The following is a 22,507-nucleotide window of genomic DNA, read 5'->3' as shown; positions in this document are numbered from 1 at the left end:
TTATACGCTTTCTTTGTTATTAAATTAAGATTTCACAAAATATTCACAGAATTTTCGCTAGTTTAACATATTTGTGTAAAATAATATATAAAACCTCTGTTATACTTAATTTGAGATAGTTATTACACATCATGATTACTTAGTAAATCCAAATTTGAGGTGATTATTCATGGAAGAATGGAAAGGATTTACAGAAGGAATATGGAATAATGAGGTAAATGTCAGAGATTTTATTCGGCTTAATTTTTCACCTTATGAAGGGAATGATTCCTTCCTTCAAGGTCCAACGGAAGCTACAAAAGAGCTATGGAATCAAGTGTTAAACTTATCAAAGCTTGAAAGAGAAAATGGCGGAGTTTTAGACATGGATACGTCGATTGTTTCAACCATTTGTTCTCATGGACCAGGCTACTTAAATAAAGATACTGAAAAGATTGTTGGTCTTCAAACAGACGAACCTTTTAAACGTTCCTTCCAGCCGTTTGGTGGAATTCGAATGGCCGTTCAGGCTTGCGAATCATATGGATTTGAAGCAAGTAAAGAATTAGAGAGAATTTTTACAGATTATCGAAAAACTCACAATCAAGGTGTATTTGACGCTTATACTGATGAAATGAAATTGGCTAGAAAAGCTGGCATAATTACAGGATTACCTGACGCATATGGACGAGGAAGGATCATAGGTGATTATCGCCGAGTCGCATTATACGGCGTTGATTTTCTCATACAGGAAAAGAAAAAAGATAAAGCATTAACTAGTAATGTTATGAGTGAAGAAAATATTCGTTTGAGAGAAGAACTATCAGAACAAATTCGTTCTCTTCAAGAATTAAAGCAGTTAGCGAATCGATATGGTTACGATATTTCAAGACCAGCTATTTCTGCTCAAGAGGCCTTTCAATGGTTGTATTTTGCTTATCTGGCAGCAATAAAGGAACAAAATGGTGCAGCGATGAGTCTTGGGCGTGTTTCAACCTTCCTTGACATTTATATTGAAAGAGATTTGCAAAACGGACGTCTAACAGAGCAGCAGGTACAGGAGTTAGTGGATCATTTTGTTATGAAACTTAGATTAGTAAAATTTGCTCGCACACCCGATTATAATGAGCTTTTTAGCGGTGATCCAACTTGGGTAACAGAATCGATCGGTGGCATGGCGATTGATGGCCGTTCTCTTGTTACGAAAACCTCCTATCGTTTTCTTCATACACTAGACAACTTAGGGCCAGCGCCTGAGCCAAATTTAACCGTTTTATGGTCAGTTAACCTGCCAGATCATTTTAAAAAATATTGTGCAAAAATGTCCATAGAAACTAGCTCGATCCAATATGAAAACGATGACATTATGCGGCCTAAATTTGGTGATGATTATGGTATTGCCTGCTGTGTATCAGCCATGGAAATAGGAAAACAAATGCAATTTTTCGGAGCCCGTGCTAATTTAGCAAAAGCACTTCTTTACGCTATTAATGGTGGAATTGATGAAAAACTTAAAATACAAGTTGGGCCAAAATACGCCCCTGTAATCAGTGATGTCCTTCAATACGATGAGGTTATGGAAAAATTTGATCTTATGATGGAATGGCTTGCAGGGCTATATATTAATACACTAAACGTCATTCACTTTATGCATGATAAGTATAGCTATGAGAGAATTGAAATGGCTCTTCATGATACGGAAATATTGAGAACAATGGCAACTGGAATAGCTGGGTTGAGCGTTGTTGCTGATTCATTAAGCGCAATCAAATTTGCCAATGTTAATGTCATTCGAGATGAAAACGGACTCGCAATTGACTTTAAATGCGAGGGAGACTTTCCTAAATACGGAAATAACGATGATCGTGTCGATCAGCTTGCAGTCGATATTGTGGAACGATTTATGAAAAAACTTCGTAAGCATCCAACTTATCGACAATCTATTCATACTATGTCTGTTTTAACCATCACTTCAAATGTAGTATACGGGAAAAAGACTGGGCATACTCCAGATGGAAGACGTGCCGGTGAACCATTTGCACCCGGTGCAAATCCAATGCATGGACGAGATACAAAAGGGACACTTGCTTCGCTATCATCTGTAGCAAAGCTTCCTTATGATTACTCACTTGATGGGATATCAAATACGTTTTCAATTGTCCCGAAAGCATTAGGAAAAGAGGAAGATATACAGACTCGCAACCTTTCATCAATTTTAGACGGTTATGCTAATAAACATGGACATCATTTAAATGTGAATGTATTTAATCGAGATACTTTATTAGACGCGATGGAGCATCCAGAAAAATATCCTCAATTAACAATTCGAGTATCTGGATACGCTGTAAATTTTATTAAATTAACGAGAGAACAACAAAGTGATGTAATCAACAGAACATTTCATGAATCTATGTAAGCAAACCAACTAATATTGAATACAAATGCTTGTGAAAGAACTCACACGTCTCATGTGAGTTCTTTTACACTATTGGGAGGCTCATAAATTGAAAGGATATGTACATTCAATTGAAACGTTTGGAACGGTTGATGGTCCAGGAATAAGATATGTATTATTTACACAAGGATGCCTACTACGTTGTAAGTATTGCCATAATGCTGATACATGGGAAATAGGGACTGGGAAAGAAATGAATGTTGCTGACATTGTGAAGGATATTCAAACCTATCTTCCATTTATAGAATCTTCTGGCGGAGGTGTAACAGTAAGTGGAGGAGAACCACTTTTACAAATCCCTTTTTTAATTGAATTATTTAAAGAATGTAAAAAAATAGGAGTTCATACTACAATAGATTCTTCAGGTGGCTGCTATTCCTCCTCACCCCTTTTTCAAGAACAATTATTAGAGCTTTTAAAATGGACAGATTTAATTTTGTTAGATATTAAGCATATTGATCGAAAAAAACATTTATCGTTAACTGGTATGACGAATGACCACATTTTAGATTTTGCCCACTTTCTTTCAGAACACCACATGCCTGTATGGATAAGGCATGTTTTAGTACCCTCCATCACTGATTACAAGGAAGATTTGCTTGCACTTGGGGCATTTATTCGGACACTTGATAATGTTGAAAAATTTGAGATTCTTCCTTATCATAAACTTGGTATTTACAAATGGGAAGCTTTAGATCTTGAATATCCCTTAAAGGATATTAATCCCCCTACTGAACAAGATGTGAATTTAGCTTATAAAATGGTTACAGGCACCCTCTAAACAAGGATGCCTGTTTTTTCATACATTTCATCAGAACTGATCTAGGTGCTTCCGACGTACAGGACGTACTAGTGCCGACATTGCCACAGGACGTGGCGTTCTTAGTCGCCGCTTTTCTTATTTCCACCACGTATCAAACATAGTTGCTGGTACTTGTCTTTTATGTTCTGTTTGTATGTATCTTGCTTCAATCTTAGCTGCAATTGTGTCTGAAACTGTTTTGCCTTCAAGATAGTCATCAAGTTCGTCATATGTAATACCAAGCTCTGTTTCATCTGCTTGTCCTGGGTTATGATCTAATAAATCTGCAGTTGGAACTTTTAAATAAATTCTTTCATCTGCATCAAGCTCTATTAATAAAGCTTTACCTTGTCTTTTTGTTAAACCTGTTAGCGGCAAGATATCTGCCCCGCCATCTCCGTATTTTGTAAAAAATCCTGTGACAGCTTCAGCCGCATGATCCGTACCAACGACAAGTAAATTTTCTTGCCCGCCAACTGCATATTGTGCAATCATTCGCATTCTTGCTTTTACATTTCCTTTATGGTAATCGCGTAGCGGATCTCCATCTGCAATATCATCATATTCATCTTTAACAGCATCTACTGCATTTTTTACATTAAAGGTGTATTCAGTATCTGCTTTTATAAAATTCAAAGCTCTTTGTGCATCTTCTTCATCCTTTTGCTCTCCATACGGAAGGCGTATTGCTATAAATTTAGCATCATATCCATCGCTTCTCAATTCTTCTACAGCAAGCTGTGAAAGGCGTCCCGCTAATGAAGAATCCTGACCTCCACTAATGCCAAGAACAAGTCCTTTCGCTTTTGTTAGCTTTACATACTCTTTTAAAAATTGGATTCTTTTTTTAATCTCTTCCTTAGGATCAATGTTTGGATTAATATGTAGCTCTTCCATAATTTTCTTCTGTATACTCATGTGTATACCCCTCCCTAACTATGAATTAATCATGATTAAGTTTTTTTATTCGTTGCTTTACGTTTTCCATGTTTCTTATTTTATTTTCCCAACATAATGGACTTAAATCAACAGGATATTCAGCAGGATTTAATAAACGTTTATATTCATCCCATAAAACATGTAAACTTTCGTTTGCATAATGTTGAATTTCCCAAATACTAGGTAATTGATACTTTATCTTTCCATTTACAATAATATCATGGTGAAGATTTATTGCCTCATAATTTGTTACATTTTTACTCAAATAAGTATGAATTGGATGAAACATTTTTAATTGTTCTTCTTCTGCCGGCTTTTCATCCTTTAATGCGATATAATCGCCTTCCGCTTTTTGGCTATCTCTATTAATGATTCGATAAACTTTTTTTAAGCCTGGTGTTGTTACTTTTTCAGGATTTCCACTAATTTTGATTGTATCAATCATTTGTCCGTGTTCATTTTCAATCGAAACAAGCTTATATACTGCCCCTAAAGCAGCTTGATCGTAAGCTGTAATTAATTTTGTTCCAATACCCCAAACATCAATTTTAGCTCCTTGTGACTTTAAATTCATAATTGTGTATTCATCTAAATCATTTGACGCAATTATTTTTGTTTCAGGAAAACCAGCGTCATCCAACATGATTCTAGCTTCCTTAGATAGATAAGCTAAATCGCCACTATCTAAACGTATTCCCTTAAAATGGATCCTATTTCCTAACTCTTTTGCTACTTTAATAGCATTAGGAACACCTGATTTCAATGTATCATACGTGTCTACTAAAAAAACACAGTCTCGATGTCTTTTAGCATATTTGCAAAAGGCTGTATATTCATCACGATATGCTTGTATTAAGGAATGTGCATGTGTTCCAGCGACTGGAATATTAAATACTTTTCCAGCTCTAACATTGGAAGTTGCAGAAAAACCTCCAATAAAAGCAGCTCTAGTTCCCCATATTGCTGCATCTAGCTCATGAGCCCTCCTGCTTCCAAATTCCATTCCAACATCATGACCAATTACTTGTTTTATCCTTGATGCTTTTGTCGCTATTAACGTTTGATAATTAATAATATTTAATAAGGCTGTCTCTATTAATTGCGCTTCAACAAGAGGAGCTTCAACTTGAATAAGAGGCTCATTAGCAAATACCAATTCACCTTCCTTCACAGATCGAATGGTGCCTGTGAATCGAATATTTTTTAAGTAAGCTAGAAAATCTTCTTGAAAGCCTACTTCCTTTCTTAAATACTCAATATCGTTTTCAGTAAAATAAAAGTTTTGAATATATTGAACAATTCTTTCTAAACCTGCAAATACAGCATATCCATTTTTAAATGGAAGATGGCGAAAGTATATTTCAAAAACAGCTTTACGATCTTGAATACCGTCCTCCCAATATGTTTCTGCCATATTTATTTGATATAAATCTGTATGTAAAGCTAAGCTGTCATCGTTGGAGCTATAGTTCATTTTGTCCTCCCAAGTCTTTTGCAAATCTTTGTTTAGAATATCCACAGATTACCTTTATTCTACATTATAGATAAAAAATGAAGAAAATCCATCTTTCAACCAATTTTTCCAATCTATTTTTTAAAGTCTCTTGTAGGAAATTTTTGAGGGCCTTTGTTTTAGCATGAACTATGAAGATCGATTATATGAACAGACTCTTATTTCATATACTTTTTGACAATCTATGTACACAATTCTTTTTTTCATGCTTTCTACATAGGAATGATACTGTAAGTGAAGTAAATTGCTTATTAACTCAAATTCGATTATAATTTTATCATCTGAGGTGTAAAAAAAATGCTAGAATTTTTATTAGAAGCAAATGATATAACAAATTACTATACTGTATATATGACGTTATTTCTTGGACTTGTTGTTAAGTTTTTATGGGTTTGGAAGGTTGAATATACGATCTTCCATTCGCTGTATGAATCCACTGATGTTAACATTCAGTCTATTGAAACGACACTTCTTGTAAAAAGGCAGTTAATAAGAAACCCAATTCTTCACTGGATTTCAAAATATATACGCCGAAAAGAAGCGTCTAGAGATGATTCGGAAGACCCTATTTCCTCCTACTGCTAAAAAAAATGAATCAATGAAATTAGGAGGAAATTAAAATGAAACAATCAAAAAATTTTTTGCTTTTGCTTATGCTGTCCATTAGTGCCATTCTCTTAACGGCCTGTTCTTCCCAGAGCGGTCAAAATACAGGATGGTTTCATCATACTTTTGTCTTACCATTTACACATATCATTCATGAAACAGCTGTATTCTTCCATGGCAGCTATGGACTTGCGATTATCGCAATCACATTGGTCATTCGCCTAGTATTAATGCCATTTATGCTAAAGCAATACAAAAAGCAGCAAGAAATGAAAGAAAAAATGGAAAAAATAAAACCAGAAATGGATCGTATCCAAAAGAAATTAAAGAACGCAAAAGAAACTGCTGAAAAACAAAAGCTTCAGCAAGAAATGATGGGACTGTATAAGGAACACGGTGTGAACCCACTCAATATGGGATGTTTACCTATGTTGATACAGATGCCTATATTAATGGGTTTTTATTATGCCATTCGAGGATCAGCAGAAATTGCAAGCCATTCATTTCTTTGGTTTAACTTAGGTCATTCTGATATTTGGATTACAGCGATTGCTGGGATTGTCTATTACCTTCAATTTAAAGTATCACAATCTAATTTAACAGATGAACAGCAAAAACAAATGAAATTTATGGGGCTTATATCTCCCATTATGATTGTTATGGTATCTTTAAATGCACCAGCCGCATTGCCACTCTATTGGACAGTTGGGGGGATCTTTTTAATCCTCCAATCCTTGTTAGGTAAAAAATTGTATCAAATTCCAGTGCAAGTATCTAACGTAAAGGTTCAAAAGAATTAAATTAGAATACCTTAAGATGTTTTTAACCCCTGTTAAACTCCAGAGAGCAAACTTTCTGGAGTTTTTTCATGTTTATAGAGAAAATGACTTAATAAACATAGGATTTAGTAAAAGAAACTTAAATGATTATCTTTCCTAAGATAATTCCTAGATAAGCAAATCCAATTCCAGCTATGTAAGTCAGTAGTAAATTTATAACGGCAAAATAGTGGCGATCTACAATTAATTGGACTGTTTCCAGCTTGAAAGTTGAAAAGGTTGTAAAAGCACCCATAAAACCAATTCCAAGAAAAGACATAAAATAATGATTTAACATCATTCCATTTAATATACCTAATAAAAACGAACCAGATAGATTTACACATAATGTACCAAGCGGAAATGAGGAATGGTGTACATTTTTTATGAAATTGATAATGGCATAGCGGCAAATAGCACCAAAAAACCCGCCCACAGCAACCAATAACCAATTAAGCCCTATCATGTTCATTTGCCCTCTCCAGTTGCTTTTCACCTAAAAAGTAGCCACTACTTGCAGCAAGCAGCCCTCCAAATAAACTAATGAACATGTAAAAAACTGCTTTTTGGAAAAAGCCTTGATCAACCAGTTTTATCATATCCATGCTTAAAGTAGAAAGCGTTGTAAAGGAACCTATTATTCCTGTACCAATTGCAGCACTCATCCTAGGATCAAAGCTTTTCCTAGAAAAAACTCCTTTTGTTAACCATCCTAGAATAAAGGCACCAATTAAGTTTACAATCAAGGTTCCAATTGGAAATTGATTTCCCCATAATAAAACACATAGTGTAGAAACTAAGAATCTTAGCAAGCTTCCTACAATGCCGCCTAATCCAATGTATACATATGTCGACATATTAATCATCCTTACGTGAAGTTACATACTTTCTTCTTGCTTTTCACTAATAAAAACAAAAATAAAAAACATTTGCCTCAATTAAAAGTTATCCTTTTTTGAAACAAATGCTTATTATATTTTACATGGGATAAATACCCCTCACTAAAAAAAGATACTTTAAACCAGTTTAAAATAATCTTTATAAAATCCGCCAACTTTACCAGTATTATCAATAACAAAGTAAAACTCTTCTGTTTCATTTTTTACATCATAAAATTTACCTTCTGTTAAGGCATGATTGACGATATATTTTTTAGCATTCGTATGAACACACTGTACTTTTTTCCCAGTTTCTTTCTGGTCCCAAACTTTATGTATCATTTCTTTCCCTCCTTTTTTCTCTATTAGTATAATGAATGGAAGCGGAACCCTCAACCTTTTATTATTTTTAAGGGGATTAACTTGATTTTTCTTTATTTGCATTGTATTGCTTCCAATCGCCTGATTCAATTAAAGTACCGTGTAAATCAGGACGATTGGAAATATATACGTAAGCTTGGACAGTTGCTTGTCCAATATAAATCGGATGTACCACCCTTTCATAAAGATTATCTTCCCTATTGGGAGTATAATCCTCTAATTCATCCAAAAAAGGTAATTTTTCGATCGGTACATTATACAACTCTCCATATACCCTTATTCCAGAACTAGTCGTTAAAAATGGGTAACCGAATCTAGAATCATACAATTTACCATCAATATAAGCTTCTTCTGCTATGCAGGTGCATCCACTCATTAAATAATGGTTTTTTTCTCCTCTTCTCAATGTTCCATATACAAAAACATGGATTGAATCAGCCATCGTTTTTTCCTCCTGCGAAAACTTCTTCCATATGCTTCGATATTATCATGAAATCAGTCCAGTAAGTTAGAACAGTGACTTAAATTCGGTTTAAGGATATATATTCATTTTGCTATGAAAGTTATCAACATAAATTAACATTTGCATATGTTTAAATTTTTAACAAATGGAATTGTACATATTATTTTTGTTTTATTTCCTTCTTTCATCTCCTCATCCACATAAATTTTTTGTAATTTTTTCAGATTTTCTTGTTGTAAATTTTCAAGCACATACATTTGATCGAACATGATATTTCTCCTCTCATTCCTTTTTCTTTATTGTAGAAAAGAAAAGAGATGAACACATTGGCATGATGTAGGATTTCATCTACATCTTTTGAATGAGAAAAAAACGTACTGATTTTTCTTATTCTTAAATTTTATAAGTAAACGAATATAAGATTTCAATAAATAGGTTATTTAGTCTTGAATATTTTCAAGATCGTGGAATGCCTAAAGCTTATAACCATTCAAAAGACTCATTTTACACTTTTTTGTCCTTTCGGGTTTTCAAAGCTCGAAAAAAGCATTAAAATAATGAAAAGTAAGAATATTCAATCCATTTAATTTATTAGGAGGACTGCAAAATGAAAATTATGAGTAATGAACAGTTGGTTGTCTCGTATCGTGATGCATTGAAGTCTGATAAGGAAAAGGAATGGGTTCGAATATTAAAAGGGGAAATAAAAAGACGAGGATTAAAAGCGATTAAAGATTAAATTTTTCTGCCGATCACAAAGAAAACGAATGAAGAGTATGAAATAAAAGACAGATTGAATCACTTTCAATCTGTCTTTTATTTACGATAAGAATGGTGGCGCCTCCTCTTTTCTTCTTTAAGCTTCAAATAATAAGGATTCTGGATCTTCAATTAATTCTTTAACGCGTTTAAGGAAAGTGACAGCTTCTTTTCCATCCACAATTCGATGATCATAGGATAGTGCTATATACATCATGGGACGGTTTTCCATTTTTTCTTTATCGATCGCAACTGGACGAAGCTGTATACTATGCATTCCTAAAATACCAACCTGTGGTCCATTAAGAATCGGAGTTGATAATAAAGAACCAAATATCCCTCCATTTGTAATGGTGAACGTCCCTCCTTGTAGATCTTTTAGAGAGAGCTTGTTGGAGCGGGCTTTGTTAGCCAAATCCATAATTTCTGATTCAATTTCAGCAAAGTTTTTCCGTTCACAATCACGAACAACTGGTACAATCAGTCCGTCATCCGTTGAAACGGCAATTCCGATGTCATAATACTTTTTAAGAACTATTTCATCACCTTGTATTTCAGCATTTAATAACGGTGCTTTCTTTAACGCAGCAACAACAGCCTTTGTGAAGAAAGACATATAACCAAGCTTTACATTATTTTCTTCGAAAAATTGATCTTTTCTCCGTTTACGAAGATTCATAACGTTTGTCATGTCAACTTCATTAAAGGTAGTTAACATGGCAGTGGTTTGTTTTACCTCTAATAATCTATTAGCAATCGTTTGTCGCCTTCTAGTCATTCGTATTCTTTGAGTTGGTTTCTCATTCTCTTCAATCAACGCGACTTCCTGAGAAACAGGTACAGGACTCAATTTCGTTTCTTGTGTATTTTGATATGATGTAACATCTTGAACACGAACTCTCCCTAGTGGATCCATAGTCGGAATCTGATTTAAATCAATCCCTTTTTCTCTTGCCATCTTTCGAGCAGCTGGAGATGCAACCTTCCGATGAACTTTTTCTGTTTCGGGCTTTACATTTTCTAATTGAGGTTTTTCAATTTGAATATTTTGTTCAATTACAGGAGTCTCTATTCGATTTTCGATAGGATTTACTTTTTCATCAACAATCGCGATTGTTTCACCCACCTTAACGATATCTCCTTCTGCTGCTTTTAATTCTTTGAGTACGCCTGTTTCTTCAGAGATAATTTCTACATTTACCTTGTCTGTTTCTAACTCAACAATGTAGTCTCCCTTTTGAACAAACTCTCCGGTTTTTTTTAACCAATGTGCCACTGTCCCTTCTGTAATCGATTCAGCTAATTCCGGAACTTTAATTTCTGACAACGTCATTTTCCCCCTTTATTATAGGCAAGGATAAGTATGAATTAAGATGACCGTTTTGACTGACTTGTTAGTCTAGTCATACTCTGATTGCTCCCAATTGCACGACAAAGTCTGAGCATTTTCTCTTTTTTAATCATAAGCTTAGGATAAGGTGGATAAAGCTCTCCACCTTATTTATTAACGCTTCTCACTATTAAAGCGAATTTACTCACTTACTCCGAGTTAATGCTTCTCTAACGATTCTCAATTGATCTTTTTTGTGCACGAGTGGATCTCCTTCTGCCGGGCTGGATCTTCGTCGTCGTCCGATATAAGATACCTCTGCTCCTTTTGGAGCTAAATATTTTAATCTTGGTTCAACAAAATTCCAAACACCCATGTTTTTCGGCTCTTCCTGAACCCAAACAATTTCTTTTACGTTCGGATATCGATTGAAAATTTCAGTGATTTTATCTAACGGAAATGGATAGATTTGTTCTATTCTTAAAATATGGAGCCAAGAATAGTCATTTATTTGTTCTAACTTTTCTTGCAAATCGATCGCAATTTTCCCGGAACATAAAATAATTCTTTCTACTCTATTATATTCTTTACCTAGTCCTTGATGTTCAAGTACTAATTTAAATTTTTCTTCACTTAATTCTTTACCTGTCGATGAAACAAGTGGATTTCTTAAAAGACTCTTTGGAGTCATAATAACGAGAGGACGAACCTCTTCTTTAGTTAATATTGCGGCTTGTCTCCGTAAAATGTGAAAGTATTGAGCTGCAGTTGTTAAATTCGCTACCGTCCAATTATTTTCAGCTGCTAATATTAAAAAACGCTCCACCCTTCCACTTGAGTGTTCAGGTCCTTGTCCTTCATAGCCATGAGGAAGCAGCATGACTAACCCTGATTTTTGTCCCCATTTTGCTCTTCCAGCTGCTATAAATTGATCAAACATGATTTGTGCTGCGTTTGCAAAATCTCCATACTGTGCTTCCCAAATAACAAGGGTTTCAGGTGCAAATACATTATAGCCGTATTCGAACCCAAGAACCGAGCACTCAGATAACGGGCTATTATGAACTGCAAAGGAAACATTTACATTAGAAAGCTGATGTAAAGGAGAGAAAGCCTCTCCTGTTTTTATATCGTGTAAGATAATGTTTCTCTGTGCAAAGGTTCCTCTTTCTGAATCCTGCCCTGATAAACGAATAGGAGTTCCATCCTTTAAGATCGTTCCAAATGCCAATGTTTCAGCTAATCCCCAATCAATAGTTCCATTCTGGTCAAATGCTTTTTTTCTGCGGTTAAGTATTTTTGCTAGCTTAGGAAAAATGTTAAAACGGTCTGGCCACGCAAGCAGCTCATCATTTAATTTTATCAGCTCAGGCAACGGAACCGAGGTATCCACACTAGTAATCCCATGTTCAACAATCAAGGGAGGATTATTTACATACGCATCCTTCGTTTTATGGTCAACTTTTTCGTATGCTGCTTGCAGCTTTTGATAAACAGAATGTTCAACATTTGCTATAAATGCTTCAGTTGTAATCCCTTCTTCTTGAAGCTTTTCACTATAAAGTGTCTTGACAGTTGGATGCTGATGAATAATACTATACATTAATGGATTGGTGGTCATCGGTTCATCCATTTCGTTATGCCCAAATCGGCGGTACCCGATCAAATCAATTAAAAAGTCCTTATTAAATTTAGCTCGGTACTCATATGCTAGCTCTGCTGCCTTAATACAAGCCTCTGGATCATCTGCATTAACGTGAAGAATTGGGATCTCAAACCCTTTTGCTAAATCACTTGCATATCTAGTTGATCGAGAATCATAAGATTCAGTCGTAAAACCGATTGAGTTATTGGCAATAACGTGGATTGTTCCTCCAGTTCTGTAACCAATTAGCCTGCTAAGGTTTAAAGTTTCTGCGACGACTCCTTGACCAGGGAAGGCTGCATCACCGTGAATTAAAATAGCCAAAGCAGTTTTTTGATCTTCATTTGGATATCCAGCTTGCGAACGATCGTCTTGAGCAGCTCTTGTAAACCCTTCTACCACAGATCCAACAAACTCCAAATGGCTTGGATTATTTGCAAGCGTAATTCTAACTTTCTTTGTACTTTCTCCATTTAATTGTCGATCAAGTCCTAGATGATATTTTACATCACCTGTCCAGCCAAAATTTATTCCAATTGACCCTTCTGAAGGAACTAATTCTTTATTAGGTGCATGTTGAAATTCTGCAAAAATCATTTCATACGGCTTTTCTAATACATGAGCAAGGACATTTAGTCTTCCTCTATGTGCCATGCCAATATTGATCGTTTTTGCCCCATTCTTGACAGATTCTGAGATCACTTCATCAAGTAGTGGAACAAGGGTCTCTAACCCTTCTATGGAAAACCTTTTTTGACCTACGAAGGTTTTGTGCAGAAACAATTCAAAATTTTCTATCTCCGTCAGCCTTTTTAAAAGTTTAATTTTTTTTTCAGTCGAAAAGGACGTTAATAGACTACCAGATTCAACAATGTTTTGGAGCCAGTTCTTTTCGTCCACATCATTTACATGAAGAAATTCAAAAGCGATCGTCTTTGTGTATACTGTCTTTAAATACTCAATTGCTTCAAGCCCATTCGTTACATGTTCTGGAGTTGTAGGGCAAATAATCTCTGCTGGAATAAGCAGTAAATCTTCCTTTGATAAATCATACTTTTCTAGTTCAAATAACTCAAATTCCGGTTTATGATCGTGTAAAGGATAAATATTTGCTGCTTGATGACCATATGCTCTAATTTTATTCGCTAATTTAATAGCAGAAACAACTTTTTCCAATTGCTGAGGCGAGGCTTTTGAATGGGCATTCACTTCACTCTTTTTTATTGGGGATCCCCATTTTTGGAAATAACTACGCATATCCTCATCTACAGATTGAGGATTTTCTAAATATTTATCATATAATTCAACAACATAGCCTAGATTGGGTCCAAAAAAATCTTTCGTAGCTGAATTCACCATGAAATTTCCTCCCCATAATGGAAATATTCCATATCCATTGTATTTGTTCCCCTTTCTACATATGCCCCTTCTTTATACTTATGTAACACAAATATCTTAATCCGGTAAATAAAAAATTTAACCGTTTACATTTATTATTTTAACACTCTTCCAGATGATCGACAAAGAAAATACACAATTAAATGTAAATTCATTTTTTCTTTAAATAGAAAAAATAACCTCCTAAAATTTGAACCAAATCGGATAATAAATTTGATTGATCCATAGCAGGATTCAACTAGAATTTCTGCCAACAGACTACATATAGTTTATATCGGATTAATGAAGCTACTGGCATTATTATATGAAGAGTTTGTAAATTATTTTAATAAAATTCCGTTGAAAGCGATATGAGCTTTTTGTAGTTCTATTAAGCTCCCCGTTTGACCTCCCTTCGAATTTTTTTATCGAAAAAAACAGAAAATCAGTGTGCGAAAATAAAAAAATGTATATTTTATTAAAAAAGATTGCTATTATAGATATATTGTAGTAAATTATTTAAAAATTGAATTCTTATCAAGAGAGGTCGAGGGTATGGCCCTGTGACGCCTCAGCAACCGACAATGGTATAGTTATCATTGAAAAGGTGCTAATTCCAGCAAGTTTTTCGAAAACTTGGAAGATAAGAAGAATGACTGATAAATTTTAACCAAGTCTTCTTCTTAGGAAAGGAGACTTTTTTATTTATACAAAACTACATAACTGCTCTATAGTTCCTTATTGAATGGGTATATTGATCATATATTCATTCAACGTACAATTGGACAAGTTCCTATATGTACGCAAGATATCCATAGGAATAAAAAAGCATGTTACTCAGTCATTAAAAAAAGATTATTGATCAAGGAGTGAAAGTCAATGTACAAAATAGACACAAAGTTAGCTCAAATTGGAAACCGAAGTGAAAAAACAACAGGATCAGTAAATCCTCCTGTCTACTTTTCAACCGCTTATCGTCATGAAGGAATTGGTCAATCAACTGGTTATGATTATACTAGAACCGGTAACCCTACAAGAGAAATTCTTGAAAATGCTATTGCTGATCTAGAAAATGGGGATCGGGGCTTTGCCTGCAGCTCAGGGATGGCTGCGATTATGACCATTCTATCCCTTTTTAAAAGTGAAGACGAGTGGATTGTTTCAAAAGATTTATATGGCGGCACATACCGACTGCTAGAGCAAGGCTATAAAAAGTGGGGACTTCGATGTAGCTACGTAAATACAAGTGATTATGAAGCTATAGAACAAGCAATTACCCCAAAAACAAAAGCCATCTTTATTGAAACTCCGACTAATCCTCTTATGGAACAAACGGATATTTCTAAAGTAAGCTCCATTGCAAAAACGCACAATTTACTATTAATTGTAGATAACACTTTTTATACTCCAATATTACAAAAACCTATCGATCAGGGTGCGGATATTGTCATCCATAGTGCTACAAAGTATTTAGGTGGACATAATGATGTGTTAGCTGGTTTGATCGTTGCAAAAGGAAAAGAACTTTGTGAAGAGCTATTCCTTCATCATAATGGGGCTGGTGCCGTTTTAAGCCCGTTTGATTCTTGGTTGTTAATGAGAGGTATGAAAACTCTTTCTCTTCGCATGAAGCAACACGAAAAAAATGCGAAGCAAATTGCAGAATATTTAGCAGAGCACGACGCTATTTTGGATGTTCTCTATCCAGGTAACGGGGGCATGCTTTCATTTAGAATAAATGATGAAAAATGGGTCAATCCGTTTTTACAAAGCTTATCCCTTATCACATTTGCAGAGAGCTTAGGTGGAGTTGAAAGCTTTATTACCTACCCTGCCACACAAACACATGCAGATATTCCAGAAGAAGTTAGAATCGAAACAGGCGTTTGTAACCGACTATTACGCTTCTCCGTTGGAATTGAAGATGCAGATGATTTAATAGCAGATCTTGAGCAAGCTTTAGCAAAAGTTAAAGAGGAGGTTTTACTATGAGTGAACATTATTCTTTTGAAACAAAACTACTTCACAATAAATATAAATTTGATCCAGAAACTGGTGCAGTTAGTGTACCAATCCAGCATGCATCCACTTTCCATCAAAAAGATATTGATCAATTTGGGAAATACGACTATAGTAGAAGTTTAAATCCTACTCGTGAAGCATTAGAGGAAGTGATTGCAGACCTTGAAGAAGGTACAAGAGGCTTTGCTTTTGCTTCTGGTATGGCAGCCATTTCAACTGCTTTTCTTCTATTATCTCAAGGCGATCATGTCGTTATCACTGAAGATGTGTACGGCGGAACCTTTAGAATGGTTACTCAAGTTTTGACACGATTAGGAATTGAACATACCTTTGTTGATATGACAAATTTAGATGAAGTAAAAAATGCGATCAAACCAAACACAAAGGTTTTTTATGTTGAAACTCCTTCAAACCCATTATTGAAGGTTACCGATATTAGAGCGATTAGTAAACTCGCAAAAGAAAATAATGCTTGGACTTTTGTCGATAATACGTTTTTAACTCCTGCCCTGCAAAAGCCTCTTTTATTAGGTGCAGATATTGTACTTCATAGTGCTACTAAATTTTTATCAGGTCATAGTGATGTACTTGCAGGACTCGCGGTTGTGAAAGATCCTGAATTGGCAGATAAGCTCTACTTTTTACAAAATTCATTTGGAGCTGTACTTGGTGTCCAAGATGCTTGGCTAGTAATGCGTGGAATTAAAACACTGAATGTTCGTCTTGATCATTCAAGTAACGCTGCTTTGAAAATAGCTAAATATTTAGCTAAACACCCATTAGTGAAAAATGTTTATTATCCTGGATTAGAGGATCATCCACAATACGAATTACAAAATGCACAAGCAAAGGGTGCTGGAGCCGTTTTCTCCTTTGAACTAATAAATGAAGAAGTTTTCCGTACGTTCGTTTCGAATGTAAAATTACCTGTTTTTGCTGTGAGCTTAGGAGCGGTTGAAACCATTCTCTCCTATCCAGCAAAAATGTCACATGCTGCAATGCCGCAAGAAGAACGTGAACAACGAGGCATTTCAAACACTTTACTCCGTCTATCAGTCGGATTAGAAAATCCTGAAGATCTGATTCATGATTTTAATCTTGCATTAAATCATAAGCTTTCGACTAACTATATTTACAACTGAGGATGATGTTTGTGAGTTTCCTTAAATTAATGGAAAATCAAATTTTAATAGCGGATGGAGCAATGGGAACATTGCTTTATTCGTATGGCAAAGATAGCTGCTTCGAAGAATTAAACCTTTCTCATTCAGAACGAATTGAAAGTATTCATCGAGCTTATGTTGATGCCGGAGCACAACTAATTCAAACCAACACTTATGCAGCTAACTATTTAAAGCTGCAAAGGTATGGTTTAGAGGATCAAGTGAAAGAAATCAATAGCGCTGCCGTTAAAATTGCCAAAAAAGCAGTGGAAAAAAATGCATATGTAGTAGGCACGATTGGCGGAAATCGTGGTATTAAGCCTAAATCTATTACAATAGAAGAAATTAAAAGAAGTTTTCGCGAACAATTGTATTGCCTTCTATTAGAAGGTGTTGATGGAATTCTCTTTGAAACCTTTTATGATTTAGAGGAGCTTGAAACCGTACTTTCCATCGCTAGAAAAGAAACGGATTTACCTTTAATCGCACAAGTTTCTCTACATGAGACAGGTGTTTTACAAGATCAAACCCCTCTTTCTGTTGCATTTAATCGTCTAGAAGATATTGGTGCAGATGTTGTTGGGCTAAATTGTCGCCTGGGACCTCATCATATGCTTAAAGCATTGGAACAGGTCCAATTACCGAAAAAAGCGTTTCTCTCTGCTTATCCAAATGCTAGTATCCCTGCTTATACCGATGGGAAATTTCATTATAAAGGCGATGCTGAATATTTTCGAAAATCTGCTAATGAATTTAGGCAAGAAGGTATACGTTTATTAGGTGGATGTTGCGGGACAACCCCTGAGCATATACGGGCATTTGCAGAAGAATTACGCGGTTTAAAGCCTATAATAGAAAAATCAATTAAACAACCAAAAATTGAAATATCTACCAAAATAATAGAGGTAAAACAAGGAGCTCCCTCTTTACAAGAAATTGTTAAGGAACGTCCTTCTGTTATTGTTGAATTAGATCCGCCTAGAAAATTAGATACGACAAGCTTTTTTAAAGGAGCTAAAGCATTAAAGGAAGCGGGGATCGATGCCATTACGATGGCTGATAACTCGTTAGCCTCTCCAAGGGTTTGCAATACAGCGCTTGGTCATTTAGTCAAAACTCAAGTTGGCATGCGTCCTTTGGTTCATATCACATGTCGTGACCGCAATATCATTGGGTTACAATCTCATTTAATGGGACTTCATACGCTTGGATTACATGATATCCTTGCCATTACTGGTGATCCTGCAAGAGTTGGTGATTTCCCTGGCGCATCATCTGTTTATGATATGTCATCATTTGAATTAATATCCATGATAAAACAGCTTAATAAAGGACAATCTATATCTGGAAAAGATTTGGGACAACAAACGAATTTTTCAGTTGCTGCTGCCTTTAATCCGAATGTTAAATATATTGATAAAGCCGTTTTACGATTAGAAAAAAAACTAGAACATGGTGCTGACTATTTTATCACTCAGCCAGTTTATTCTGAGGAAAAAATCATTGAAATCCATGAAGCAACAAAGCATTTAAACGCTCCTATTTACTTAGGGCTTATGCCTTTAACTAGCAGCAAGAATGCTGATTTCCTACACCATGAGGTCCCTGGAATTAAGATTTCAGATTCAATTCGTGGTCGAATGAGTGCATTAAAGGATGATCCAATCCAAGCAGCTCGCGAAGGAATTGAAATTACAAAATCCTTAATCGATGCAGCGGCTGAATTATTTAATGGTATTTACTTAATTACCCCTTTTATGCGGTATGAGCTAACAGTCGAACTTTCAAAGTATGCAAATCAACATGAAGCGCGTAAGAGGAGGAATATCCATGCCTAAAGCTTCCATAACGGAACAACTGAAAAAGAGAATTCTTATTATGGATGGTGCAATGGGTACCATGCTTCAACAAGCCAATTTAACTGCTGAAGATTTTGGCGGGGAGCAATATGAAGGCTGTAATGAAAATTTAATTTTTACAAGACCTGATGTCCTTGAACACATCCATGTGGAGTATTTAAAGGCTGGAGCAGATATCATTGAAACAAACACATTCGGTGCAACAAGCCTAGTGTTAGATGAATATCAACTTTCAGAGCATGCATATGAATTAAATAAAGTTGCAGCCTCCATTGCAAAAAAAGCGGTTGACCAATTCTCCACTGATGAGTGGCCACGATATGTTGCTGGAGCAATGGGTCCAACAACAAAAACGTTAAGTGTCACAGGAGGAACGACCTTCGAAGCACTAATTGACACTTATGAGGAGCAAGCACGTGGATTAATTGATGGTCAGTCGGACCTTCTTCTGCTTGAAACAAGTCAAGATTTATTGAATGTGAAGGCTGGCTTTATTGGTATTCAGCGTGCATTTGAAAAAACAGGGAAAACACTTCCACTCATGATTTCAGGTACGATTGAACCGATGGGAACAACACTAGCTGGGCAATCGATTGAAGCCTTCTATATCTCGGTACAGCATATGAATCCTATTGCAGTTGGATTAAACTGTGCGACTGGACCGGAATTTATGCAGGATCACATACGATCTTTATCACATTTAGCAACAAGTGCAGTCAGCTGCTATCCGAACGCGGGTTTGCCTGATGAAGAAGGCCAATATCATGAGACACCTGAATCACTAGCAGAGAAATTATCTGGCTTTGCCTCTGAAGGATGGCTAAATATAGTTGGTGGATGCTGCGGAACAACCCCTGCTCATATAAAAGCTATCAAAGATGCAATGGACAAATATGAACCAAGAAAAGCAGAGATCAACAACCATCATATGGTGTCTGGAATTGAACCATTCATTTATGATGATCCTACACTAAGACCGATCATGGTCGGTGAAAGAACAAATGTTATTGGCTCTAGAAAGTTTAAAAGATTAATTAGTGAAGGAAAATATGAGGAAGCATCTGAAGTTGCAAGAGCACAAGTTAAAGGTGGTGCTCATGTCATTGATATATGCTTAGCAGACCCTGACCGAAACGAAATTCAAGATATGGAATCGTTTATGAAAGAAGTTGGGAAAAAGATTAAAGCACCGCTTGTTATTGATTCCACAGATGAAGCTGTTATTGAGAAGGCTTTATCCTATTCCCAAGGGAAAGCCATCATTAATTCCATCAATCTGGAGGATGGAGAGGAACGTTTTGAAGCGATCATTCCTCTTATACACAAATATGGCGCAGCTATCGTCGTAGGAACGATTGATGAAAAAGGAATGGGTGTTACGGCTGATAAGAAGGTCGAAATTGCTAAGAGATCATATGACTTGCTTGTTAACAAATATAAAATCAAGCCTGAAGATATTATTTTTGATCCGCTAGTCTTTCCAGTTGGGACTGGTGATGAGCAATATATCGGCTCTGCAAAAGCAACAGTCGAAGGAATACGCATGATTAAAGATGCTTGTCCTAAAGTATTAACCATATTAGGAATCAGTAATGTTTCTTTTGGCCTCCCTCCTGTGGGAAGAGAAATTCTAAATTCAGTGTTTCTTTATCATTGTACGCAAGCAGGTCTTGATTATGCGATTGTAAATACAGAAAAGCTAGAACGATTTGCGTCCATTTCAAAGGATGAAGTTGCTCTTGCAGAAAAGCTGTTATTTGAAACAACAGATGAATCTTTAGCTGAATTTACTGAGTTCTATCGAGGAAAGAAAAAAGAACAAAAAAGTATGATGCCTGATATGACTCTCGATGAGCGTCTCTCCTATTACGTTGTTGAAGGAACAAAAGAAGGCTTAGTTGCTGATTTAGCTGCTGCACTTGAAGTTTATTCTTCTCCACTTGATATCATTAATGGGCCATTAATGGATGGAATGAAGGAAGTTGGACGCCTCTTTAATGACAATCAACTAATTGTTGCAGAGGTACTGCAAAGTGCTGAAGTTATGAAAGCAGCAGTATCCTTTTTAGAGCCGCATATGGAAAAAGGTGATGCATCAGCATCTAAAGGAAAGATTATCCTGGCCACCGTAAAAGGAGATGTCCATGATATTGGGAAAAACCTAGTCGACATCATTTTAAGCAACAATGGATATAAGGTTGTCGATTTAGGAATCAAGGTCCCTCCTGTTGAGCTTGTTCAAGCGATTAAAAAAGAACAACCTGATATGGTTGGTTTGTCGGGACTTCTAGTTAAATCAGCTCAACAAATGGTTATTACTGCTCAGGATATGAAGCAAGCTGGAATTGATATTCCTATTTTAGTTGGTGGTGCAGCACTTTCGAGAAAGTTTACCGAAACCAAAATTTCAAAAGAATACGATGGACTTGTATTATATGCAAAAGATGCGATGAACGGGCTTTCTTTAGCCAATCAGCTTCAAGATCCTGAAGAAGTTGAAAAGCTTAAGGTTCAAATGAAAGAACAACAAGCAAAGCATGAACATATAGCGTCATTAACTTTTGAAAAAGCAACAACGACTACTGCTGTTATCCCTAAGCCAACCATTAATACGAATGTCCCTGTATTTATCCCGAGGGATACGAAGAGACATTTACTGAAGTCCTATTCTCTCGACCATATTGAGCCTTATATTAATAGACAAATGCTCATTGGTCATCATCTAGGATTAAAAGGGAAAATTCAACAGTTAATTGAAGCTGGGGATGAAAAAGCAATAAAGATAAATAATGTCGTCAATGAATTATTAGAAGAAGCTAAAACGAAAGACTGGATTACACCAAAAGCAGTCTATCAATTTTTCCCTGCTCAGTCTGAAGATAATAAAGTCATTATCTATAACCCAGATAATACGAAAGAGATTATCGAAACCTTTGATTTTCCTAGACAAGAAAAGGCACCATTCCTCTGCTTAGCTGACTATCTAAAGCCAGTTAATAGTGGTGAAATGGATTATGTTTGCTTTTTTACCGTAACTGCAGGAAAAAGAGTTAGACACGTCTCTGAAGATCTGAAAGCAAATGGGCAATTTTTAGAAAGCCATGCCCTTCTCTCTTTAGCTTTAGAAACAGCAGAAGGCTTTGCTGAGTTCGTTCACCGTCAAATTCGAGATCGATGGGGCTTCCCAGATCCTGTTCAATTTACAATGAAGGATCGATTTGCGGCTAAATATCAAGGGCAACGCTTTTCATTCGGCTATCCTGCCTGCCCTAATTTGGAAGACCAGGAAAAATTGTTTAAACTCATTCGACCAGAAGATATTGGTGTTGAATTAACAGAAGGTTTTATGATGGAACCAGAATCATCTGTTTCTGCAATGGTATTTGCACATCCAGAGGCAAGATACTTTAATGTACTTTAATTAAGAAAAGCGGAACCTCCCTTGCACAGCCCTGAAGAAAAATGTTCATTTAGCTCAAAAAGTGTTTTTTACTTTTAGAGTCAAAGGGTTATTTTTC

The 22,507-nt window shown here is 35.8% G+C and carries 18 protein-coding genes and 1 riboswitch; of the genes, 9 read left to right on the top strand and 9 right to left on the bottom strand.

Going from position 1 to position 22,507, the window contains the following annotated elements:
• Positions 1-169: 169 nt before the first annotated feature.
• Together pflB and pflA are read left to right on the top strand one after the other, a co-directional pair.
• Positions 170-2,395, top strand: a complete 2,226-nt coding sequence (pflB, locus tag FDO66_RS15575; protein ID WP_141433581.1) for a formate C-acetyltransferase — start codon at positions 170-172, stop codon at positions 2,393-2,395.
• Positions 2,396-2,483: 88 nt separating this feature from the next.
• Entirely contained in the window at positions 2,484-3,215 is a 732-nt protein-coding gene (gene pflA, locus FDO66_RS15570) for a pyruvate formate-lyase-activating protein (protein ID WP_141433580.1), read from the top strand.
• Positions 3,216-3,332: 117 nt separating this feature from the next.
• Here pflA and nadE read toward each other — a convergent pair whose 3' ends face one another.
• Both nadE and FDO66_RS15560 read right to left on the bottom strand, forming a co-directional pair.
• Positions 3,333-4,154 (bottom strand): ammonia-dependent NAD(+) synthetase, encoded by an 822-nt coding sequence (gene nadE / locus FDO66_RS15565; RefSeq protein ID WP_141433579.1) that lies wholly within the window; start codon positions 4,152-4,154, stop codon positions 3,333-3,335.
• Positions 4,155-4,179: 25 nt separating this feature from the next.
• Complete coding sequence (locus FDO66_RS15560) at positions 4,180-5,649, bottom strand: nicotinate phosphoribosyltransferase (protein ID WP_141433578.1); 1,470 nt, start codon at positions 5,647-5,649, stop codon at positions 4,180-4,182.
• A gap of 336 nt (positions 5,650-5,985) precedes the next feature.
• Between FDO66_RS15560 and FDO66_RS15555 the strand changes: the two genes are divergently transcribed.
• Positions 5,986-6,273, top strand: a complete 288-nt coding sequence (locus tag FDO66_RS15555) for a hypothetical protein (protein ID WP_141433577.1) — start codon at positions 5,986-5,988, stop codon at positions 6,271-6,273.
• 35 nt (positions 6,274-6,308) lie between these two features.
• Positions 6,309-7,094, top strand: a complete 786-nt coding sequence (gene yidC / locus FDO66_RS15550; protein WP_141433576.1) for a membrane protein insertase YidC — start codon at positions 6,309-6,311, stop codon at positions 7,092-7,094.
• Between the two features lie 118 nt (positions 7,095-7,212).
• Here yidC and crcB (FDO66_RS15545) read toward each other — a convergent pair whose 3' ends face one another.
• The 5 genes from crcB (FDO66_RS15545) to FDO66_RS20935 form a co-directional block, all read right to left on the bottom strand.
• Positions 7,213-7,578: a fluoride efflux transporter CrcB gene (crcB, locus tag FDO66_RS15545; RefSeq protein WP_141433620.1), complete on the bottom strand. Its 366-nt coding sequence runs from the start codon at positions 7,576-7,578 to the stop codon at positions 7,213-7,215.
• Positions 7,565-7,969, bottom strand: a complete 405-nt coding sequence (gene crcB / locus FDO66_RS15540; RefSeq protein ID WP_181444604.1) for a fluoride efflux transporter CrcB — start codon at positions 7,967-7,969, stop codon at positions 7,565-7,567. The genes crcB (FDO66_RS15545) and crcB (FDO66_RS15540) overlap by 14 nt, the downstream gene beginning before the upstream one ends.
• Positions 7,970-8,128: 159 nt before the next feature.
• Positions 8,129-8,332, bottom strand: a complete 204-nt coding sequence (locus FDO66_RS15535) for a DUF6501 family protein (protein ID WP_141433574.1) — start codon at positions 8,330-8,332, stop codon at positions 8,129-8,131.
• A 76-nt stretch (positions 8,333-8,408) separates the two neighbouring features.
• Positions 8,409-8,813 (bottom strand): gamma-glutamylcyclotransferase family protein, encoded by a 405-nt coding sequence (locus tag FDO66_RS15530; RefSeq protein WP_141433573.1) that lies wholly within the window; start codon positions 8,811-8,813, stop codon positions 8,409-8,411.
• Positions 8,814-8,947: 134 nt separating this feature from the next.
• Entirely contained in the window at positions 8,948-9,103 is a 156-nt protein-coding gene (locus FDO66_RS20935) for a hypothetical protein (RefSeq protein WP_181444603.1), read from the bottom strand.
• Between the two features lie 338 nt (positions 9,104-9,441).
• Here FDO66_RS20935 and sda point away from each other — a divergent pair, with 338 nt between their 5' ends.
• A complete protein-coding gene (gene sda / locus FDO66_RS15525) occupies positions 9,442-9,573 on the top strand; it encodes a sporulation histidine kinase inhibitor Sda (RefSeq protein ID WP_141433572.1) in 132 nt (43 codons plus the stop codon).
• A gap of 117 nt (positions 9,574-9,690) precedes the next feature.
• Here the strand turns inward: sda and sucB are convergent, their stop codons facing one another.
• Both sucB and FDO66_RS15515 read right to left on the bottom strand, forming a co-directional pair.
• Complete coding sequence (gene sucB / locus FDO66_RS15520; protein ID WP_141433571.1) at positions 9,691-10,920, bottom strand: dihydrolipoyllysine-residue succinyltransferase; 1,230 nt, start codon at positions 10,918-10,920, stop codon at positions 9,691-9,693.
• A gap of 208 nt (positions 10,921-11,128) precedes the next feature.
• Entirely contained in the window at positions 11,129-13,927 is a 2,799-nt protein-coding gene (locus tag FDO66_RS15515; protein WP_141433570.1) for a 2-oxoglutarate dehydrogenase E1 component, read from the bottom strand.
• A gap of 549 nt (positions 13,928-14,476) precedes the next feature.
• A riboswitch (SAM riboswitch) is annotated at positions 14,477-14,595 on the top strand.
• A gap of 229 nt (positions 14,596-14,824) precedes the next feature.
• On the opposite strand from FDO66_RS15515, the gene FDO66_RS15510 reads away from it, so the two are divergent.
• The 4 genes from FDO66_RS15510 to metH are packed head-to-tail and all read left to right on the top strand — an operon-like array spanning position 14,825 to position 22,410.
• Entirely contained in the window at positions 14,825-15,937 is a 1,113-nt protein-coding gene (locus FDO66_RS15510) for a methionine biosynthesis PLP-dependent protein (RefSeq protein WP_141433569.1), read from the top strand.
• Entirely contained in the window at positions 15,934-17,109 is a 1,176-nt protein-coding gene (gene metC, locus FDO66_RS15505; protein ID WP_141433568.1) for a cystathionine beta-lyase, read from the top strand. Before FDO66_RS15510 ends, metC begins: the two co-directional genes overlap by 4 nt.
• Before the next feature lie 5 nt (positions 17,110-17,114).
• Positions 17,115-18,968, top strand: a complete 1,854-nt coding sequence (locus tag FDO66_RS15500) for a bifunctional homocysteine S-methyltransferase/methylenetetrahydrofolate reductase (RefSeq protein ID WP_395939793.1) — start codon at positions 17,115-17,117, stop codon at positions 18,966-18,968.
• Entirely contained in the window at positions 18,961-22,410 is a 3,450-nt protein-coding gene (metH, locus tag FDO66_RS15495) for a methionine synthase (protein ID WP_141433566.1), read from the top strand. Before FDO66_RS15500 ends, metH begins: the two co-directional genes overlap by 8 nt.
• The last annotated feature ends 97 nt before the right edge of the window (positions 22,411-22,507 follow it).

The organism is Bacillus sp. 03113 (genome assembly GCF_006546985.1).
Taxonomy (GTDB): domain Bacteria; phylum Bacillota; class Bacilli; order Bacillales; family Cytobacillaceae; genus VATK01.
The sequence above is the reverse complement of the archived record's forward strand: the minus strand, read 5'-3'. Positions and strand labels throughout refer to the sequence as shown.

Excerpts from the sequence above, each read along its gene's own strand:
- sda (WP_141433572.1), top strand. The coding sequence starts at position 9,442 with ATGAAAATTATGAGTAATGAACAGTTGGTTGTCTCGTATCGTGATGCA.
- pflB (WP_141433581.1), top strand. The coding sequence starts at position 170 with ATGGAAGAATGGAAAGGATTTACAGAAGGAATATGGAATAATGAGGTA.
- metC (WP_141433568.1), top strand. The coding sequence starts at position 15,934 with ATGAGTGAACATTATTCTTTTGAAACAAAACTACTTCACAATAAATAT.
- FDO66_RS15500 (WP_395939793.1), top strand. The coding sequence starts at position 17,115 with ATGTTTGTGAGTTTCCTTAAATTAATGGAAAATCAAATTTTAATAGCG.
- FDO66_RS15535 (WP_141433574.1), bottom strand. The coding sequence starts at position 8,332 with ATGATACATAAAGTTTGGGACCAGAAAGAAACTGGGAAAAAAGTACAG.
- FDO66_RS15530 (WP_141433573.1), bottom strand. The coding sequence starts at position 8,813 with ATGGCTGATTCAATCCATGTTTTTGTATATGGAACATTGAGAAGAGGA.
- nadE (WP_141433579.1), bottom strand. The coding sequence starts at position 4,154 with ATGAGTATACAGAAGAAAATTATGGAAGAGCTACATATTAATCCAAAC.
- FDO66_RS15555 (WP_141433577.1), top strand. The coding sequence starts at position 5,986 with ATGCTAGAATTTTTATTAGAAGCAAATGATATAACAAATTACTATACT.
- FDO66_RS20935 (WP_181444603.1), bottom strand. The coding sequence starts at position 9,103 with ATGTTCGATCAAATGTATGTGCTTGAAAATTTACAACAAGAAAATCTG.
- crcB (WP_181444604.1), bottom strand. The coding sequence starts at position 7,969 with ATGTCGACATATGTATACATTGGATTAGGCGGCATTGTAGGAAGCTTG.
- FDO66_RS15560 (WP_141433578.1), bottom strand. The coding sequence starts at position 5,649 with ATGAACTATAGCTCCAACGATGACAGCTTAGCTTTACATACAGATTTA.
- yidC (WP_141433576.1), top strand. The coding sequence starts at position 6,309 with ATGAAACAATCAAAAAATTTTTTGCTTTTGCTTATGCTGTCCATTAGT.
- FDO66_RS15510 (WP_141433569.1), top strand. The coding sequence starts at position 14,825 with ATGTACAAAATAGACACAAAGTTAGCTCAAATTGGAAACCGAAGTGAA.
- crcB (WP_141433620.1), bottom strand. The coding sequence starts at position 7,578 with ATGATAGGGCTTAATTGGTTATTGGTTGCTGTGGGCGGGTTTTTTGGT.
- metH (WP_141433566.1), top strand. The coding sequence starts at position 18,961 with ATGCCTAAAGCTTCCATAACGGAACAACTGAAAAAGAGAATTCTTATT.
- FDO66_RS15515 (WP_141433570.1), bottom strand. The coding sequence starts at position 13,927 with ATGGTGAATTCAGCTACGAAAGATTTTTTTGGACCCAATCTAGGCTAT.